The sequence below is a fragment of the Roseibacterium elongatum DSM 19469 genome, assembly GCF_000590925.1.
Lineage (GTDB): Bacteria > Pseudomonadota > Alphaproteobacteria > Rhodobacterales > Rhodobacteraceae > Roseibacterium > Roseibacterium elongatum.
This window is the reverse complement of the sequence record NZ_CP004372.1, coordinates 425,444-441,454: the sequence shown is the minus strand read 5'-3', so window position 1 is coordinate 441,454 and position 16,011 is coordinate 425,444. Positions and strand designations below refer to the sequence as shown.

Genomic DNA, 16,011 nt, shown 5'->3' with positions numbered 1-16,011 from the left:
GCGACACGGCCTAGGGTGGACATGGGAGAGGACGACACAACCCCAGGGAGGAAACACGATGCGCACAGCGCTAATGACGCTTTGCATGGTCGCGCTGGCCAGCCCCGCGCTGGCCGAGAACGAGGTCGGGATCACGCCCGAGGTGATGAGCGTGACGGTCGAAACCGACGCCGGCCCCGTCGAGATCATGCGAAATCAGGATACCTCGGCCACGGTCGGCGCATTCTGGCAACAGACCTCGCGCCCCTGTCCCGATTTCTGCATTCAGCCGATGGTGCCCGCGCCGGGTGTCACCCCGGTGGGCGAATTGGAGGTGCTTGAGTTCCTCGAATCGGGCGAGGCGCTGCTGGTCGATGGCCGCATCCGCCCGCAATACGAAGAGGGGACCATCCCCGGCGCCATCAGCATGCCCTATACCGAGGCCGCCGACCGGTTGGGCGAGCTGGGCTGCGAGGTGGATTTCGACGGCTGGATCTGCGAGGGCGACGATATCGCCACGGTGGTCTTGTTCTGCAACGGCCCGTGGTGCGGCCAGTCGCCCACGGCCGCGCGCCGCATGATCGAGGCGGGCTTTCCGGCCGAAAACATCCACTACTATCGTGGCGGCATGCAGAACTGGAACATGCTGGGTCTGACGGTGGCGCCGGGCACGTCCTGACGCGATCCGGCTGACACGATCTGCCGCGAAAAGCGACAGGCGCCGCGCCCCTGCGGATCGGGCGCGGCGCGTTGTCGGGCCGGGATCGGGCGTCCCGCGCCCGCGCCTGCGCAGACTGATGCTCGCCAGCTCAGTTCGATGGCGGCAGGGGCAGGGTAAGGTTTGGGGCCGGCGAGATGACGTAATCGGCCTGCATCTCCATCCCGTTCAATGTGTAGTCGTAGGTCAGGTGTGTGACCTGCCCGCTCGTCGCGTCGACGAGGTAGGCGACGGCGAGGCTTGGCCCGAATGTCGGGGTTTCGCCGAGCAGTCCGCTGATGCGCTCCATCATCCGGCCGTCGCGGGTTTCGGTGGTGCACCTGGCGTTTTCGACCGCCGCGGCCATCGCCTGACGTTGGGCGACCATGCCGGCGGCCGCCTCCTCGGCCGGGATCTGCCAGGCCAGGGTCCAGCCGCCCGCGCCGTCCGCGGTCCAGGCCCCGCCATCGTAATGGAGCGTATCCGGCATGCCTGCCGGCTCCAGCTGTTCGACCAGAAAATGCGTGTCCGACACGAAATGCTGGCGAAAGACCTGCCGCATGCCCGCGACCATGTTCACGTTCTCGGCGATGTAGGGGCCTTCGGCGGTCAGGCTGGTGGCGAGTAGCTGGGACAGCCGCGCGGCGCAGTCATCGGCCAGCACGGGGGCGGCGGGCAGGGTCATTAGAAGGACAAGGAAGGATCGCATGGCAAAGGCTCGGGTCCGTGGAAAACGCATGCCCCCAGCATAGCACGAGAGCGGGGGTGGTGCGGGAGTGGGGATTTCCCGACGCCGGATCAGGGGCGGCGTCCACGGCGTGGGCCGGCCATTGACCCATGTCATGCCCGTATCCGCGGCGGTGAACTAGACTGCGCGGCATGACGGCCGCCTGTCGCGGCACCGGGGTCGAGGAGGGGATCCGATGACATTGAGGAAGATCGCAGCACTGGCATTGGCGGCCGCCGCACTTGTCGCGCCGCAGGCGGCGCTGGCGGGGGATTGCACGGGTTATGTGACCGGCATCCGGCCGGTTTCGTCCTACAATCACGCCGCGGGCAACGGGTTTCTGGCCGTGCGCAGCGGGCCGGGCACCGGGTATCAACAGATCGGCGAGTTGTATCTGGGCGACGAGATCTCGGTCTGGGCACGGTCCGGCAACTGGTACCAGGTGCAATGCATGACCGGCCGGTGCCAGACGCCGCTCTGGGGGCAGGCGAACCCCAATGGCTGGGTCTATGGGCGGTATTTGTCGATTGGGGGCGTGTGTCCGTAGGGCGGGATTGATCCCGCCAACCGGGGGCGGCGGGACAAGTCCCGCCCTACAGCGGAGGCTGCGCCATAGGGAGTGCGCCACGCATAGGCCGCGTGGGCGACGATGCGCGTGGGTGAAGACCGGTCCGCGTAGCGGCAAACGCTCTGGTGGAGCGTTTGAGGTCTGAACAGACAGAGCCCCGGCGAGGTGCGACCCAGTGCAACGTGTGGTCAGTTCGCAAGCCGCGCGAGGGACGACGCGCGCGGAGGCGCTGCGACGGGTGGTCTGGGGCGGTTTATGGTTGCCGTGTCATTGCTACGTTCGAGCGGGGTGCCTGTGGCTGCCCAAAGCGCCGCCGCGTGGTCGGGTGAACCCCGGTCCGGCCAAAGGCCGGTGATCGCTCCAGTGGAGCGATCAAGGGGTGAACGGGCGACGCCCCGGCGAGGCGCGAGCCAGTGCAACGCGTGGCCGATGCGCAAGCCGCGCGAGGGACGACGCGCGCGGGGGCGCTGCGACGTGTGGTCTGGTGCGGTTTATGGTTGCCGTGTCATTGCTGGGTTTGAGCGGGGTGCCTGTGGCAGCCAAAGCGCCGCCGCGTGGGGGCGCGTCGGCGCTCGCGCGGCGCCTTCGGCGCTATTCGCGCGAGATTAAAACGAACCTCAATCATGCGATCAGAAAACCTACACCCATTGGTCAGAGAACAGTACCAATAGCATTGCCTGGTAGCTCCGTTTTGCATCACCCTCAAGGGCTTCGTCGTAAGCGTTGGTGTAGCATTTAAGATCTGTAGAGGCTGTCTTGCGTTTGATATGTGCCCAGTCGTTCCGCGTGCGCCTCAACCAATGCAGTTCGTTCTTTGGCGTTTCAGCCAGGGTCGAAGAGTCAATTAGCTCTATGAACCTTGATTTAAAGTCGTTGGCTTCGGTCCTAAGATGGGTTTCGCATGCAGATGAACACAGGATTATGGTGGCGATGTCGGCGCCAGCCACAAAGGCAGTATGTGCTTCAAATGACATGAGGGTTGCCCACTCAGAGAACGCCGCTCCACCAACAAGCAATTCTTCCTCGATCCGAATGGCCCATTGATCCCGTTCTTGCGCTGACGAGCGTTTGACTTCTCCGTTCACCGTCCCCGCCTCTTCACACCACCCCTTTGCCCCGGCCGCCCAGCCGTGCTCCGCCCCTTCATCTTCTGCGCATCCTCAACGGCGGCCTCGACCACGGACTGACGCGCCAAGGGATCATCCGACACCGCCAGGTCCACCGCTTCCAGCCGCTTGACCTCATCCCGCAACCGCGCGGCCTCTTCGAACTCGAGGTTCTCGGCGGCCTTGCGCATCTGGTCGCGCAGGCCGTTCAGGTGCGCTTCCAAATTCGCGCCGTGCAGGGGCTTGTCGATCTTGGCGGTGACGCGGTTCATGTCCACGTCGCCCTTGTAGAGGCCGGCCAAGATATCCTCGACGTTCTTTTTCACCGTCGCAGGCGTGATGCCGTGTTCCTCGTTATAGGCGATCTGCTTGGCGCGGCGGCGGTCGGTTTCGCGCATGGCGCGTTCCATGCTGCCGGTGATCTTGTCGGCATACATGATGACGCGCCCCTCGGCGTTGCGCGCGGCGCGACCGATGGTCTGTATCAGCGAGGTTTCCGAACGCAGGAACCCCTCCTTGTCCGCATCGAGGATCGCGACCAGCCCGCATTCGGGAATATCCAACCCCTCGCGCAGCAGGTTGATGCCGATCAGCACGTCGAACGCCCCCAGCCGCAGGTCGCGCAGGATCTCGATACGTTCGATCGTGTCGATGTCGGAATGCATGTAGCGCACGCGGATGCCCTGTTCGTGCAGGTATTCGGTCAGATCCTCGGCCATGCGTTTGGTCAGCACGGTGCAGAGCGTGCGATACCCGTCGGCGGCGACGCGGCGGATCTCATCAAGCAGATCATCGACCTGCATCTCGACCGGGCGGATCTCGACCTTGGGGTCGAGCAGGCCCGTGGGGCGGATGATCTGTTCGGTAAAGACGCCGCCGGATTGCTCAAGCTCCCAATTGGCGGGGGTGGCCGACACGAAGACGGATTGCGGGCGCATGGCGTCCCATTCCTCGAACTTCAGCGGACGGTTGTCCATGCAGGAGGGCAGGCGGAACCCGTGTTCGGCCAGCGTGAACTTGCGCCGGTAGTCGCCGCGATACATGCCGCCGATCTGGGGCACCGAGACGTGGCTCTCGTCGGCGAAGACGATGGCATTGTCGGGGATGTATTCAAAAAGGGTGGGGGGCGGGCTCACCGGGGGCGCGGCCGGTCAGGTAGCGGGAGTAATTCTCGATCCCGTTGCAGACGCCGGTCGCCTCGAGCATTTCGAGATCGAAATTCGTGCGCTGTTCGAGGCGCTGCGCCTCGAGCAGTTTGCCCTCGCCCACCAGTTGGTCGAGACGTTGCTGAAGCTCGGCCTTGATGCCCTTCATCGCCTGCTGCATCGTCGGTCGTGGCGTGACGTAATGGCTGTTCGCATAGACGCGGATCTTTTCGAAATTGTCCGTTTTCTGGCCGGTCAGCGGGTCAAACTCGGTGATGCTCTCCAGTTCCTCGCCGAAAAACGAAAGTTTCCACGCCCGATCTTCGAGGTGCGCGGGCCAGATCTCCAGGCTGTCGCCCCGCACGCGGAAACTGCCGCGCTGGAAGGCCGCGTCGTTGCGGCGGTATTGCTGGGCGACCAGATCGGCCATGACCTTGCGCTGGTCGTAGTCCCGCCCGGCGAACAGATCCTGCGTCATCGCGCCGTAGGTTTCGACCGAGCCGATGCCGTAGATGCACGACACCGAGGCCACGATGATCACGTCGTCGCGTTCCAGAAGCGCCCGCGTGGCCGAGTGGCGCATGCGGTCGATCTGTTCGTTGATCTGGCTTTCCTTCTCGATATAGGTGTCCGAGCGGGGGACATAGGCCTCGGGCTGGTAGTAGTCGTAGTAGCTGACGAAATACTCGACGGCATTGTCGGGGAAGAAGCCCTTGAACTCGCCATATAGTTGCGCGGCCAGCGTCTTGTTCGGGGCGAGGATGATGGCAGGGCGCTGGGTTTCCTCGATCACCTTGGCCATGGTGAAGGTCTTGCCGGTGCCGGTCGCGCCCAACAGCACCTGGTTCTGATCGCCCGAGAGAACCCCCGCGCTCAACTCCGCGATGGCCGTGGGCTGGTCGCCGGCCGGCTTGAATTCGGACTGCATGACAAAGCGTTTGCCGCCCTCCAGCTTGGGTCGGGCGCGCACCACGTCGATGGACAGGCCCGTGTCGGGCATCTGTTCGGGGGAATTGTTGTGCATGTTGGGCCTCCACTCGCCCCTTTGAGATTGACCGCAAGACACCCGCGTTCAAGGGGGCACGTGTCGGCGCGTCTTCCGGTGACGACAAGGGTTAACGGGGTCTTGAGGAAACGAGTCCAATTTGTACAACTTTAAGGCGAAAAAAGTGTTGCGAGGAATCGACCCGTTGCGTAGCTTTCTAGGGCAAGCAGCAGAAGCGGTTGCCGGTGTGGGCCGTACCACCCACCCACCCCTCGCTCCCTCGGCCCATGCCGGCAACCCACTGCTTGCTTCGTGAAATCGATGCGGCTTTGGGCTCTGTGCCATCTTGGCCTGTTGCCAAAACGCCGTGCGTTTCCCATAAGCCAAGTGCCAGATCAGACAGAGGGGGTGGCCCATGCGTGCACGTATCTACCGGCCGGCGAAATCCGCGATGTCCTCGGGCATGGCCAAAACCCAGGAATGGGTGTTGGAATTCACGCGGGACAGCGCACGCCAGATCGACCCGCTGATGGGGTGGACCAGTTCGTCCGACATGAACAGCCAAGTGCGCCTGCGCTTCGACACGCTCGAGGCGGCCCGCGACTACGCCGAGGAGCATGAGATCGACGCGATTGTCGTGCAGCCCAAACCGCGCAAGCCGAACATCCGGCCCGGCGGCTACGGCGACAATTTTGCCACAAATCGGCGGACGGTCTGGACGCATTAGGGCCATGGCCCTGCACATTGCCGAGGTGACAGGGCCGGACGCCGCCGCCGATGCGCTTTTGGCGGCGCATGAGGCGTCGATGCGCGCACTTTCCCCCGCCGAGAGTTGCCACGTGCTGTCGGCTGAACAGCTGCGCGCCGCCGGGGCGCGGGTGTTCCTTGGTCGCGACGAAACCGGGGGCGGTGTGGCGATCGGGGCAGTGGCACCGCTCGGCCCTGGCGCGGCCGAACTGAAATCCATGCACTGCGCGGCGACGGCACGCGGTCGCGGCCACGGCCGCGCCCTTTTGCGGCATCTGATGCAGATCGCCCGTGAGGGCGGCCTTTTGACGCTCTGGCTCGAGACCGGGTCGAGCGAGGCCTTCGCCCCGGCGCGGCGTCTCTATCGGTCCGAGGGTTTCGTGGAATGCCCCTCCTTCGGCAGCTATCGCCCGGACCCCGCCAGCGTGTTCATGACGCGCGGGCTGTGATGCCGCAGGTCTGGCCGCGATCCCGCCTCGGGTGCGCGTTGCGGCGGCCCGGTGATGACATGGGGCGCCGCGAATCGGTATTTCCCGCACAGGCCAAGGGCACGCGTCTGCCGGACCCAAAGGCGCCAGCAGTGCGCAAAAGGGCACCGTTTACAGGCCCTTGGGCGCCTTTGCGCCGGGTTTGACCCAGCATTGGCGGTATCCACACAAGGGGAAACCCCGTATAGTAAACGCCGAGCAGAGCTGCCCTGCCGGAAGGAAGATTCATGATACGCTCCGAACTCATTCAGAAGCTGGCGGATGAAAACCCGCATCTCTACCAACGGGATGTCGAGCGGATCGTGAACGCGATTTTCGAAGAGATCATCGAAGCCATGGCCAACGGAAACCGTGTCGAGTTGCGCGGCTTCGGGGCGTTTTCGGTGAAGAAACGCGACGCGCGCGTCGGCCGCAATCCGCGGACGGGCGAAAGCGTTCAGGTCGATGAAAAACACGTCCCTTTCTTCAAGGCCGGGAAGCTGCTACGCGACAGGTTGAACGGCCAAGACGCGTGAGTGCATATAACCGGGGGTGGGGATGAAACTTATCCGCTATATCAAGTACCTGTTTCTTGTTCTGGTGGCGATCGGACTGGTCGTGCTGGCCATGGCGAACCGTGATCCGGTGACGCTGACCATCCTGCCGGCCGAACTGGCGCTGTGGACCGGCGTGGATTACGCCATCGAACTGCCGTTGTTCCTCGTCATCCTTGGCGGTGTGGTCACAGGCGTGCTTCTGGGTTTTGTGTGGGAGTGGCTGCGCGAGCATCGCCACCGGGCCGAGGCGGCCACCAACAAGCGCGAAGCGCGCAAGCTGGAGCGTGAGGTGAAGGCGCTCAAGGGTCGCGACAACGAAGGCAAGGACGAGGTCCTCGCGCTTGTCGAAGACGCGGGCACGGCGCGCTGACACCCCGGCCCATGGCGATTGCAGTCAAGGTGTGCGGCCTGACACGGCCCGAGGACGTGCTGGCCGCGGCCAACGCCGGCGCGCGGTATGTCGGGTTCGTGTTCTTTCCGAAATCGCCGCGGCACCTGTCGCTCGACGATGCGCGCGCCCTTGCCGGCGAGGTGCCGGTCGGCATCGCCAAGGTGGCCCTTACCGTCGATGCCGACGACGCCTTGCTGGATGCGATCACCGAGGCGGTGCCGCTGGACATGGTGCAACTGCACGGGCATGAGACACCAGATAGGGTGGCCGAGGTTCGGTCGCGCTACGGGCTGCCGGTGATGAAGGCCATCGGGGTCCGCGACGCCGCCGACCTGTCCGAAATCGATCGCTACGCGGGCGTGGCCGATCAACTGTTGATCGATGCCAAGCCGCCCGAGGGCGCGGTTCTGCCTGGCGGCAACGGTCTGGCGTTCGACTGGCGCCTGTTGTCGGGGCGGAAATACTGGACGGTTCCGTGGATGCTGGCCGGTGGGCTGACGCCCGACAATGTGGCCGAAGCGATCCGCCTGACCGGCGCGCGGCAGGTCGATGTCTCTTCGGGGGTCGAGGCCGCGCCGGGACGCAAGGATGCAGAGCGCGTCGCACAATTCGTCGCGTCCGCCGAAAGTGCGCACAGCCCGTCTTGAGCCGGACCCTTCACATACATCTCGGTTTGCTCAAGACCGGCTCGACGACGATACAACATGCGTTCAGCGGTTATGACGATGGCCGGCTCCACTATCCGGGGATTGGTCAGAACAACCATTTCCCTCTGCTCGCTAATCTGGGGCGGTCGCTGGTCGGGGACCCGCTGGAGCCGATGCACCACAAGGGGGGCACGCTGGACCCGGCGCCTTTGGTGCATGACCTGCTGGCCCTGATCGAGCGCGACGACAGGTCAATGATCTTGTCGGGGGAAACCCTGGCCAGTGGCCGATTGCGCCCGCCTCACTTCGAGGCCTTGATGGAGGTGTTCCATCGTCATTTCGACGTGATCCATGCCATCGCCTATATCCGCGAGCCAGTGTCGATGATCCGCAGCATCATGCAACAAGCGATCAAGACGGGGCCACGCCCCTTCGATCCGGGCGGCTTCTATCCGAACTACCGCGCGCGTTTGGGCCGATGGGTCGATGCGATCGGGGCCGCGCAATGCGACGTCATCCCGTTCGATGCCGCCAATCTGCACGATGGCGACCTGTTGCGGGATTTCGCCGCGCGTGTCGGCGCCGATGGCCCCGTGCGGGCCGAACCCGCGCGTAACAGATCCCTGTCCGCCGAGGGGTTCGCGCTGCTCTGGGCGATCAATCCAAGGCTCGCGCGGCACACACAGGCCCATCGAAAGGAGATCCTGCGCAAGCTGCTTGGCTACGGCGACACCCCGTTCGAGATCGACCCCGACGCCTGCGCTCGGGTGATCGCGGCCAGGCGGCCGGATATCGACTGGATCGAAAGTGCCATGGGATGCCCGTTGCCGCCCTATCGGCCCATTCCCGACGCGGTGATCTTTCGGTCCGAGGATGAGATCCTTGGATATGCCGATGGGCTGGGCGTGGATCTGGACGCGCTGGCGCAGGGCAAGGCGTTGCGCCGGCATTCGCTGGTCCAGCGGGTCAAGCGCCGGCTGACAGGTGCCGCGCGGTCGCGATAGGCGTCTGGGCCCTTCTGCCCATGGTCAACACCGCCCGACTGCCCTAGAAAGAGAGCAACACCAGACACGAGGACCGAGATGGCCAACGACCTGTTCAACTCTTTCATGACCGGCCCCGATGAAAAGGGGCGGTTCGGCGATTTTGGCGGCCGCTTTGTCAGCGAAACGCTGATGCCGCTGATCCTTGAGTTGGAGGCGCAGTACGAACATGCCAAGACCGACCAGAGCTTCTGGGACGAGATGGATTTCCTGTGGACGCATTATGTCGGCCGCCCCAGCCCGCTGTATTTCGCGGAACGTCTGACCGAACGTCTGGGCGGGGCCAAGGTCTATTTCAAGCGCGACGAGCTGAACCATACCGGCGCGCACAAGATCAACAACGTGCTGGGCCAGATCATCCTGGCGCGGCGCATGGGCAAGACCCGGATCATCGCCGAGACCGGCGCGGGGCAGCACGGGGTGGCCACCGCCACCGTCTGCGCCAAGTTCGGGCTGAAATGCGTCGTCTACATGGGGGCGACCGATGTCGAGCGTCAGGCGCCCAACGTGTTCCGCATGAAACTGCTGGGGGCCGAGGTCGTGCCGGTCACCTCGGGGCGCGGCACGCTGAAGGACGCGATGAACGACGCGCTGCGTGACTGGGTAACCAATGTGCGCGACACGTTCTACTGCATCGGTACAGTGGCGGGCCCACACCCATACCCCGCGATGGTGCGCGATTTCCAGGCGATCATCGGCAAGGAAACCCGCGAACAGATGATGGCGGCCGAGGGGCGTCTGCCCGATACGATCATCGCGGCGATCGGCGGCGGGTCGAATGCGATGGGCCTGTTCTACCCGTTCCTCGATGACAAGGATGTGCGGATCATCGGCGTCGAGGCCGGCGGCCATGGCGTGAACGAGAAGATGGAACATTGCGCCAGCCTGACAGGTGGTCGGCCGGGCGTGCTGCATGGCAACCGTACGTATCTTCTACAAGATGACGATGGTCAGATCCTTGAAGGGCATTCGATCTCGGCGGGACTGGATTACCCCGGCATCGGCCCCGAGCATTCCTGGCTGCACGATATCGGACGGGCCGAGTATGTCTCGATCACCGATGCCGAGGCGCTGGAGGCGTTCCAGTTGTCCTGCGAGACCGAGGGTATCATCCCCGCGCTGGAGCCCAGCCACGCGCTCGCCCATGTGGCCAAGATCGCGCCCGAACTGCCGTCGGACCACCTGATCGTGATGAACATGTGCGGTCGTGGCGACAAGGATATCTTCACCGTGGCCCGCGCGCTGGGTTGGGAGATGGAGGGCGGCTGAGCGGCGCCGTTCCCGTCCGGCGGTCCGACGCGATCACGCGGCCCGCGATCCGGCCCGAGCGGCGTTTCAGGCCGGGTCGGAGGGCGCGTCCAGCGCGTAACGCTCCAGCACCTCGAGCGGCACGGTGTCGAGCGTGCGCTCATGGGTGGCGTCCATGTTCACGCGCGGCGCGCAGCCGTCGTCATGGGCCTGCAGGAACCGGGTGGCGCACAGGCACCAGGAATCGCCGGGTTTCAGCCCCGGAAAGCTGAATTCGGGGCGCGGCGTCGACAGGTCGTTGCCGACGTATTTCGAAAAGGCCAGGAATTCCTCGGTCATCACCGCACAGACGGTGTGCGCGCCCGAATCCTCGGCGCAGGTGTCACAGGTTCCCGTGCGGAAGAAGCCGGTCATCGGGTCGCGTGAGCAAGATTGCAGCGTCCCGCCGCGCACATTGACGGACGGGTCCATTTCGAATGACATGCGGCTGGCCCCTGTTGTGATTGCGTGGCGCTTCGCGGGTCACGCTATCAGGGCCGCGCAGGGGGCGCGAGGGTTAACCGCGCCAATCTATCCATCGGCCATGAAAATCGGCGCGGGCGATCACGCGCGGCGCGGGGGCGTCGGGCCAATGCGCAGGCTCAGCGCGGCGCCATCGCGGGCGCCATCGGCCTCGAGCATCAGAAGGGCGAGGGGCGATGTCCGGCTGGCGCGCGCGCCGGCGGCCTCGACCGCGGCGGTCGCGGCGGATTGCGTCTCGGGCGAAAAGTACTGCCACGCAATCGTGGTGTAGACGACATGCAGGCGGTCGGGCCATGCGCCCGACAGGCGCGCGGCCAGCCATCCGGCGGCATCGCCCGCCTGCGGGGCGGGACCGGCCAGCGCGATGGCCCCGCGCGTAAGGCTCAGGCGGTGCGGCTGATCCGGCCAGAGATAGGCCATCAGCCGCAGCGCATCGGCGGGGTCGTGCGGGTCCAGCGGGTTGCGATCGACCCCGGCGCGGTCCGTGACGTGCAACGTCCGGGCGCGAGGCGGGGCCGTGCCGCGCCACTGGGGGGCCAGGTGCACCGGGCTGTCGGCGGGGCCGCCGGCCTCATCGGGGGCCTGCAGGCGGAACCGATCGAGCGACAGGTTCAGGCCGGCACTCGCCCCGGCCTCGGACAGGATCAGGGGCAGGCCATACACATCGTCGAGATGCCAAAGCGCCGGCAGCAGGGCGGCGGCGCGGCGCACCTCGTTCGTTTGCGGGAACTGGTCCAGCCAGGCCATCAGACGCGCCTCGTGTCGTGTCATCGCGCCGTGAACGGCCCGCCAAAGCGTGTCGTCATCGACCGCGTTCGGGGGGTAGGTCGCCACGAGGGCGTCGTCGAGCCCCTCCAGAACAAGGCCATGCAGGGCGCCGGTCAGACGCAAGGGGATGGATTGGCCCGCCGGCCCGATATCGCCGGGCCAGGACAGCACACGCGCCCCGACCGCTGTCGTGTCGTCAAGCCGCGCCGCAATCAGCGGCATCAGCCGCCCCATGAAGGGTGAGCCCAGCATGTCGCAGCTTATGCCCTGGCTGCGAAAGGCGCCGCGCACCCTCTCGGCGGTCATTTGAAGCGATCCACCAGCTTTTGAAGGGGGCGTGCGGGTGTCGTCCTGGGGCGGGGTGGCCGCCTTGTCTGCCGTGTCACGCGCCTTGGGCGGTGTCGCGCTGGATGTCGAGGATCGCGGCGGCGCGGTGCGCAGGGCGACGGCATTCTGGAACCGGCCGGTATCGTCGCCGGCAAGGGCCGCCGCGCCGTCCGAGACGCCGCGCAGCACATCGTCCAGCCAGGTCTGATCGGCCTTGGCGAAATCCGACAGAACATAGCCCGCGACTCGATCCTTGTGGCCGGGATGGCCGATCCCCAGCCGGATGCGCCGATACGCCTCGCCGATATGCTGGTGGATCGAGCGCAGGCCGTTGTGGCCCGCAGGGCCGCCCCCCTGTTTGACCCGCACCTTGCCGGGGGCAAGGTCCAACTCGTCGTGAAACACCGTCACGTCATCCGGCGTCAGCTTGTAGAACCGCATCGCCTCACCCACCGACTGCCCCGAGAGGTTCATGAAGGTCTCGGGCCGCAACAGGATCACCTTTTCGCCGTCCAGCACGCCTTCGGTGACGCTGCCCTGGAACTTGGACCGCCATGGGGCAAAGCCGTGATCCTCGGCGATCCGCTCGACGGCCATCCAACCGATATTGTGCCGGTTGCCTGCGTATTTCCGCCCCGGATTTCCGAGACCCACCCAGAGTTTCATGGCCACCTCTCCCGTCGCTTGCGCAGGGTGATGCCAGCCACAGGGCCATTTGCCAAGTGGATGCGCGGCCCGGCCTGTGCCAGACTGCCGCGCAGACGCCCGTTGCGACAACCGGAGGCCCCCGATGAGCGACCTGCCACACCAGATGCGCGCCCTTGTGCTGAACGCGCCGGATGCGCTGTCGCTGGACATGCGCCCAGTGCCGCGCCCCGGCCCGGGCGAGGTTCTGGTGCGTCTGGCGGCCTCGCCGGTCAATCCGTCCGACCTGATGACGCTCAAGGGGCAATACGGCATCACCGCCCCCTATCCGTTGATCCCGGGCCTCGAGGCGGCGGGCACGGTCGTCGCGGCGGCACCGGGCCTGATGGGGCGCTACCTGATGGGGCGCAAGGTGGCCTGTGCCTCGGGGCAGGGGGGAATGTGGGCCGAATATGCGGTCGTGCCGGTCACCGCCTGTGTGCCCTTGCCCAAGCAGGTGCCCTTGGGCGCGGGGGCGATGTCGGCGGTCAACCCGCTGACGGCGATCGCGTTGATCTCGCTGGCGCGGCGCGGCGGGCATTGGTCGGCCATCAGTACGGCCGCGGGCGGCCAATTGGGGCGCATGATCCGCCGCCGGGCCAGGGACAAGGGCCTCAAGATCATCAACGTGGTGCGCAAACAGGCGCAGGTCGAGGCCCTGCGGGCCGAGGGGGCGCGCTATGTCCTGAACGAGACGGCCCCCGATTTCGACGCCGAACTGGCCGATCTGTGCAAGACGCTGCGCTGCCGGATGGCCTTTGATGCCGTGGGCGGCGCCATGACCTATCGCCTGACCGAGGCGTTGCGCCCGCAAGCCGAGATCCTCGTCTACGGGGCGTTGGCCGAAAAGGCGGTCTCGGTCCATCCTGGCACGCTGATCTTCAAAGAGGTCACGATCCGCGGCTTCTGGCTGTCGAAATGGTTGCCGCGCAAGACCCTTCCCGAGATCCTCCTGCATATGCGCGCGGCGACGAACGGGTTGCGCGACGGGTTTGCCGAAAGCACGGTGGCCCGCATCGCCCCGCTGGACGAGGCCGAGGCCGCCATTGCCGCCTACGCATCGGGGATGAGTGCGGGCAAGACCCTGCTGCGTCTGGGCCCCGATGATCTGGGCGTGACGGTACCCGGCGGCGGGACGGCCTGAGTGCCGCGATTTCGCCATGGTCAGCGGCTAAGGCGTTCGCCATGACAGGTGACATGCAGCATTCGGGCCGGGTGGGCGATACGCTGGCCTTTCACATCAACGGTGTCGATCTCGTGGTGCCGGCGGGCCTGGCCTCGGCCGAGATTGTCGAGAAGCTGCGCGCCGGCAGTTACGAGGCCGACGAGGCGCGCGCCGCCGATCGCTGTGTGAAATCTGGGTTCCGCGTTCTGGAACTGGGCACGGGGCTTGGCTATGTGGCGACGCTCGCGGCGCAGCGCACGGCGCCCGAGCATGTTCTGTCGGTCGAGGCGAACCCCGATCTTCTGCCCGTGATCGAGGGCAACCTTTCCCGAAACGGGTGCAGCGGGGTTAGCCTGCTGCACGGGGCCGTCGCCGGCCAGGCAGAAGAAGACGAAACCGTCTGCTTCCACATTTCCGAGGGTTTCACCGGGTCGCGCCTGGGGGCGCGGGGCGGGCGGCAGGTCGAGGTGCCGCTGATCGGTTTTCACGACCTGATCAGGGCCCATCGCCCCCATGTCGTGCTGATGGATGTCGAAGGGGCCGAAGCGGGTTTCTTTGACCGCCCGTGGAAATGCCCGCTGCGCTTTTGCGCGATGGAACTGCATCCGCGGCAATATGGCCCCGCCACGATCAAGAAAATCGTCGACGCCATGTCCGCCATGGGCATGACCTATGACCCCGTGGTGTCCAGCCGCAAGATCCTGGGGTTTCGCAAGGTCTGGGGCGAGGCCGACACAGGCGCATGAAAAAACGCCGCCCGGCTATTGGGGCGGCGTTCGATCGGTGCGCGAAAGGGCAGGCAGATGGGCTTATGCCTCTTCTGCGGGGGCCTCCTCGGCTTCGTCCTCGGCGGCATTCTCCGAGCTGACCAGGCCCGACGGGGCCGTGATGTTGGCGATCACGAAATCACGGTCGATCGTCGGCTTGGCGCCTTCGGGCAGCGTCACGTCCGAAATGTGGATCACGTCGCCGATCTCGCGGCTCGACACGTCGATGGTGATGTGATCGGGAATGTCGCCCGCCGTCACGACCAGTTCGACCTCGGGGCGGACCATCGTCAGCACGCCACCCTTTTTCAGGCCGGGGGCCTGTTCCTCGCCGATCACTTCGACGGGGATGAACAGGTTGACCTTCGAGGTGCGGCGCAGGCGCATGAAATCGACATGCGTCGGCAGGTCCTTGACCACGTCGCGCTGAACGCCGCGGCAGATCACGCGCACATCGTCCTGACCCTCGACCTTGAGGTTGAACAGCGTCGACAGGAACCGGCCCTGCTTGAGGCGCTTCAGCAGCACGTTGAAGGGGAGCTGAATCGGAAGCGGATCGGCGCCGCCGCCATACACGATACCGGGCACCATGCCATCACGGCGAGCTTGACGAGCGGCCCCCTTGCCTGTCCCCGTCCGTGCCTCAGCGATAAGATCAGGAATCTCACCAGCCATAGCTATATCTCCATAGGTTAGGGGGCCGCCTCCAAGGGTGTCGGCCCCGATGAAGGCGCCCTGTTAGCGCCGAATCCCGCTTTTGGCCAGAGGAAAACGGCCGCCCGTCGCCATGGCGCAGATATCGGGGGGCTTGCCCGTCCGAACCGGGCGGGGTAGCGGCGGGGTGACCCGCCTGTCCGCCCTGTTGACCGCCGCGATCCTGTCGCGGGCGCCGATCGCCGCCTTGGCCGCGATCGGGGTCTTCTGGGGCGGCACGGCGGCCTATATCCCCGACCTCAAGGCGCGGATCGGAGCCGGCGACGCCCTGTTCGGCATGATCCTTCTGGCTTCGTCCGGTGGGGCGCTGATCGCGATGGCGATGGCGCCGCGCCTCGACGCCCGGCTGCCGCGTGCGGGGCTGGTTCTGTCGGTCATCGCGATGGCGGCCGCGGCCGCCCCGCTGGGTTGGGCGGCGAGCGTCGTCTTGTTCAGCATCGCCATGGTGGCGGTGGGCATGACGACGGGTTTGGCCGACATCCTTGCCAATGCGCGGATCGCACGGCTCGAGGCGCGGCATGACATGGCGCTGATGAACCTCAACCATGCCTGCTATTCCTTTGCCTACGCCGCCAGTGCGGCCCTGACCGGCATCGCCCGCGAGGCGGCGCTGTCGCCTGCGCTCTGGTTCGTCCTGATCGCGGCCGTGACGCTGATGCTGGCGGCCTTCACATGGCCGCGCCCTGTCGCCCATTCGGCGGGCGAGGCCCCGCAGGTCAGCCGGGGCCGATGTCGGTCGGCATGCCTGGATTGCGGG

The 16,011-nt window shown here is 65.9% G+C and carries 15 protein-coding genes and 4 pseudogenes; 12 read left to right on the top strand and 7 right to left on the bottom strand.

Annotated features, from left to right (window positions below; genetic code table 11):
* Nucleotides 1–58 precede the first annotated feature (58 nt).
* On the top strand, nucleotides 59–658 hold the full coding sequence (locus ROSELON_RS02175) for a rhodanese-like domain-containing protein (protein ID WP_025310814.1): 600 nt from the start codon (nucleotides 59–61) through the stop codon (nucleotides 656–658).
* Nucleotides 659–788: 130 nt separating this feature from the next.
* Here the strand turns inward: ROSELON_RS02175 and ROSELON_RS02170 are convergent, their stop codons facing one another.
* Nucleotides 789–1,361, bottom strand: coding sequence for a hypothetical protein (locus ROSELON_RS02170; RefSeq protein ID WP_025310813.1), 573 nt, complete (start codon nucleotides 1,359–1,361; stop codon nucleotides 789–791).
* A gap of 238 nt (nucleotides 1,362–1,599) precedes the next feature.
* On the opposite strand from ROSELON_RS02170, the gene ROSELON_RS02165 reads away from it, so the two are divergent.
* On the top strand, nucleotides 1,600–1,950 hold the full coding sequence (locus tag ROSELON_RS02165) for an SH3 domain-containing protein (protein WP_025310812.1): 351 nt from the start codon (nucleotides 1,600–1,602) through the stop codon (nucleotides 1,948–1,950).
* A gap of 659 nt (nucleotides 1,951–2,609) precedes the next feature.
* Here ROSELON_RS02165 and ROSELON_RS18035 read toward each other — a convergent pair.
* Nucleotides 2,610–3,056, bottom strand: a complete 447-nt coding sequence (locus ROSELON_RS18035; protein WP_156945704.1) for a hypothetical protein — start codon at nucleotides 3,054–3,056, stop codon at nucleotides 2,610–2,612.
* Nucleotides 3,053–5,246 (bottom strand): annotated as a pseudogene (gene uvrB / locus ROSELON_RS02160) (excinuclease ABC subunit UvrB). Before uvrB ends, ROSELON_RS18035 begins: the two are co-directional and overlap by 4 nt.
* A 376-nt stretch (nucleotides 5,247–5,622) precedes the next feature.
* Between uvrB and ROSELON_RS02155 the strand changes: the two are divergent.
* From ROSELON_RS02155 to trpB, 7 genes are all read left to right on the top strand, one after another.
* Entirely contained in the window at nucleotides 5,623–5,934 is a 312-nt protein-coding gene (locus tag ROSELON_RS02155; RefSeq protein WP_025310811.1) for an ETC complex I subunit, read from the top strand.
* Nucleotides 5,935–5,938: 4 nt separating this feature from the next.
* Nucleotides 5,939–6,403 (top strand): GNAT family N-acetyltransferase, encoded by a 465-nt coding sequence (locus tag ROSELON_RS02150; RefSeq protein ID WP_025310810.1) that lies wholly within the window; start codon nucleotides 5,939–5,941, stop codon nucleotides 6,401–6,403.
* A gap of 266 nt (nucleotides 6,404–6,669) precedes the next feature.
* A complete protein-coding gene (gene ihfB, locus ROSELON_RS02145; protein ID WP_025310809.1) occupies nucleotides 6,670–6,957 on the top strand; it encodes an integration host factor subunit beta in 288 nt (95 codons plus the stop codon).
* A 31-nt stretch (nucleotides 6,958–6,988) separates the two neighbouring features.
* Complete coding sequence (locus ROSELON_RS02140) at nucleotides 6,989–7,348, top strand: LapA family protein (protein WP_025310808.1); 360 nt, start codon at nucleotides 6,989–6,991, stop codon at nucleotides 7,346–7,348.
* A gap of 11 nt (nucleotides 7,349–7,359) precedes the next feature.
* Entirely contained in the window at nucleotides 7,360–8,016 is a 657-nt protein-coding gene (locus ROSELON_RS02135; RefSeq protein ID WP_025310807.1) for a phosphoribosylanthranilate isomerase, read from the top strand.
* Between the two features lie 26 nt (nucleotides 8,017–8,042).
* Nucleotides 8,043–9,020 carry a hypothetical protein gene (locus tag ROSELON_RS02130; RefSeq protein ID WP_025310806.1) on the top strand — a complete coding sequence of 326 codons (978 nt, stop codon included), beginning with the start codon at nucleotides 8,043–8,045 and terminating at the stop codon, nucleotides 9,018–9,020.
* A gap of 78 nt (nucleotides 9,021–9,098) precedes the next feature.
* On the top strand, nucleotides 9,099–10,328 hold the full coding sequence (gene trpB / locus ROSELON_RS02125; protein ID WP_025310805.1) for a tryptophan synthase subunit beta: 1,230 nt from the start codon (nucleotides 9,099–9,101) through the stop codon (nucleotides 10,326–10,328).
* 66 nt (nucleotides 10,329–10,394) lie between these two features.
* Here trpB and ROSELON_RS02120 read toward each other — a convergent pair whose 3' ends face one another.
* From ROSELON_RS02120 to pth, 3 genes and pseudogenes are all read right to left on the bottom strand, one after another.
* Complete coding sequence (locus tag ROSELON_RS02120; protein WP_038650066.1) at nucleotides 10,395–10,790, bottom strand: DUF2237 family protein; 396 nt, start codon at nucleotides 10,788–10,790, stop codon at nucleotides 10,395–10,397.
* Nucleotides 10,791–10,910: 120 nt separating this feature from the next.
* Nucleotides 10,911–11,819 (bottom strand): annotated as a pseudogene (locus ROSELON_RS17705) (DUF2332 domain-containing protein); the annotation flags it as partial.
* 80 nt (nucleotides 11,820–11,899) lie between these two features.
* A pseudogene (gene pth / locus ROSELON_RS02115) lies at nucleotides 11,900–12,590 on the bottom strand (aminoacyl-tRNA hydrolase).
* A gap of 124 nt (nucleotides 12,591–12,714) precedes the next feature.
* On the opposite strand from pth, the gene ROSELON_RS02110 reads away from it, so the two are divergent.
* Nucleotides 12,715–13,752 (top strand): alcohol dehydrogenase catalytic domain-containing protein, encoded by a 1,038-nt coding sequence (locus ROSELON_RS02110; RefSeq protein ID WP_051508337.1) that lies wholly within the window; start codon nucleotides 12,715–12,717, stop codon nucleotides 13,750–13,752.
* Nucleotides 13,753–13,793: 41 nt separating this feature from the next.
* Complete coding sequence (locus ROSELON_RS02105; RefSeq protein WP_025310801.1) at nucleotides 13,794–14,519, top strand: FkbM family methyltransferase; 726 nt, start codon at nucleotides 13,794–13,796, stop codon at nucleotides 14,517–14,519.
* A 63-nt stretch (nucleotides 14,520–14,582) separates the two neighbouring features.
* Here ROSELON_RS02105 and ROSELON_RS02100 read toward each other — a convergent pair whose 3' ends face one another.
* The gene (locus ROSELON_RS02100) at nucleotides 14,583–15,215 is read right to left on the bottom strand and encodes a 50S ribosomal protein L25/general stress protein Ctc (protein ID WP_025310800.1); all 633 of its coding nucleotides are present in this window, start codon (nucleotides 15,213–15,215) and stop codon (nucleotides 14,583–14,585) included.
* 112 nt (nucleotides 15,216–15,327) lie between these two features.
* Here ROSELON_RS02100 and ROSELON_RS18995 point away from each other — a divergent pair.
* Nucleotides 15,328–15,906 (top strand): annotated as a pseudogene (locus ROSELON_RS18995) (hypothetical protein); the annotation flags it as partial.
* Nucleotides 15,907–16,011: the final 105 nt, after the last annotated feature.

What these genes read in the sequence shown, in the direction of transcription:
- ROSELON_RS02135 (WP_025310807.1), top strand. Translation starts at nt 7,360, where the DNA reads ATGGCGATTGCAGTCAAGGTGTGCGGCCTGACACGGCCCGAGGACGTG.
- ROSELON_RS02100 (WP_025310800.1), bottom strand. Translation starts at nt 15,215, where the DNA reads ATGGCTGGTGAGATTCCTGATCTTATCGCTGAGGCACGGACGGGGACA.
- ROSELON_RS02165 (WP_025310812.1), top strand. Translation starts at nt 1,600, where the DNA reads ATGACATTGAGGAAGATCGCAGCACTGGCATTGGCGGCCGCCGCACTT.
- ROSELON_RS02150 (WP_025310810.1), top strand. Translation starts at nt 5,939, where the DNA reads ATGGCCCTGCACATTGCCGAGGTGACAGGGCCGGACGCCGCCGCCGAT.
- ROSELON_RS02105 (WP_025310801.1), top strand. Translation starts at nt 13,794, where the DNA reads ATGACAGGTGACATGCAGCATTCGGGCCGGGTGGGCGATACGCTGGCC.
- trpB (WP_025310805.1), top strand. Translation starts at nt 9,099, where the DNA reads ATGGCCAACGACCTGTTCAACTCTTTCATGACCGGCCCCGATGAAAAG.
- ROSELON_RS02155 (WP_025310811.1), top strand. Translation starts at nt 5,623, where the DNA reads ATGCGTGCACGTATCTACCGGCCGGCGAAATCCGCGATGTCCTCGGGC.
- ihfB (WP_025310809.1), top strand. Translation starts at nt 6,670, where the DNA reads ATGATACGCTCCGAACTCATTCAGAAGCTGGCGGATGAAAACCCGCAT.
- ROSELON_RS02120 (WP_038650066.1), bottom strand. Translation starts at nt 10,790, where the DNA reads ATGTCATTCGAAATGGACCCGTCCGTCAATGTGCGCGGCGGGACGCTG.
- ROSELON_RS02175 (WP_025310814.1), top strand. Translation starts at nt 59, where the DNA reads ATGCGCACAGCGCTAATGACGCTTTGCATGGTCGCGCTGGCCAGCCCC.
- ROSELON_RS02110 (WP_051508337.1), top strand. Translation starts at nt 12,715, where the DNA reads ATGAGCGACCTGCCACACCAGATGCGCGCCCTTGTGCTGAACGCGCCG.
- ROSELON_RS02170 (WP_025310813.1), bottom strand. Translation starts at nt 1,361, where the DNA reads ATGACCCTGCCCGCCGCCCCCGTGCTGGCCGATGACTGCGCCGCGCGG.